The 1,077-nt window shown below is 29.5% G+C and carries 2 protein-coding genes; both read left to right on the top strand.

Translation table 11 applies throughout. The features are described 5' to 3' along the window. A partial coding sequence (locus HG1285_RS00290) for a radical SAM protein (RefSeq protein WP_008289707.1) occupies positions 1–799 on the top strand: 799 nt, incomplete at its 5' end. A 20-nt stretch (positions 800–819) separates the two neighbouring features. Beyond that, a partial coding sequence (locus tag HG1285_RS00295) for an aminotransferase class I/II-fold pyridoxal phosphate-dependent enzyme (protein ID WP_008289706.1) occupies positions 820–1,077 on the top strand: 258 nt, incomplete at its 3' end.

Below are 1,077 nucleotides of genomic sequence, written 5' to 3'. Positions count from 1 at the left end.
TGTAATTAATGACCAGTTAAATAAACTATATGAATTTGAAACTAAAGACAGCTACACAATAGAGTCTGTTTTTTACAGAGGAAATACTTTATGTGTATCTTCGCAGGTTGGCTGTCCTGTAGAATGTGCTTTCTGCGCATCAGGTATGAAAGGTCTTATTAGAAATTTATCATTTGAGGAAATTATAGACCAGTATGAAAACTCAGATAAAGAAAACATAACAAATATTACATTTGCAGGGATAGGAGAGCCTCTTTTAAACTGGGATAATGTAAAAAAAGCGTTTTTCTATTTTAAGGAAAAGGGTTTAAAGGTAAGTTTTTACACAACAGGTTTTCCAGTTAAAAATTTTAAAGAGCTTTTAAACCTTCCTCACAACGGCATAACCCTTTCAATACATGCAGTAAATGAAGAAAAAAGAAAAAAACTTATACCAAAGTCAGTAGATTTTGATAAATTAATAGAAACTTTTAAACAGCATTTAGATAAACTTTCAAAAAGAAAAAAGAAAAATTACTCAATTGCCTATCTTTTAATCAAAAATGTAAATGATTCTAAAGAAGAACTGAAAAAACTTGCAGAAATTGCAAAATATTTACAAGTGGGAGTTTCACTTCTAAAATTTAACGAAATAGAAGGAATAAACTTTAAAACAACACCAGATGAAGAATACGAAAAAGCATTCTTATTTTTAAAAAATGAAGGGGTAAAAGTAACTTTATCAAATAAATATAGAACAAGAAAAATTGGCGGGTGTGGCACGCTGATGATAAATAGGCTAAAATTTTTAAACACTTAAAATTTTAACTTGGAGGAAGTATGGAACTATCAGAAAGAATTAAGAAAGTAAAACCTTCAGCCACATTAGTTATAACTGCAAAAGCAAATGAACTTAGAAAAAAAGGAATAGATGTAATTGGTTTTGGAGCAGGAGAACCTGATTTTGACACTCCAGATTATGTTAAAGAAGGTGCTGTAAGAGCATTAAAAGAAGGTAAAACTAAATATACTCCTTCAGCTGGCATTCCTGAACTTAGAGAAGGTGTAGCTGAGAAATTAAAAAATGTAAATAAAATA

Source organism: Hydrogenivirga sp. 128-5-R1-1 (genome assembly GCF_000171895.1).
Note: the sequence above shows the minus strand (reverse complement) of the source record. Positions and strands in the feature narration are given on the sequence as shown.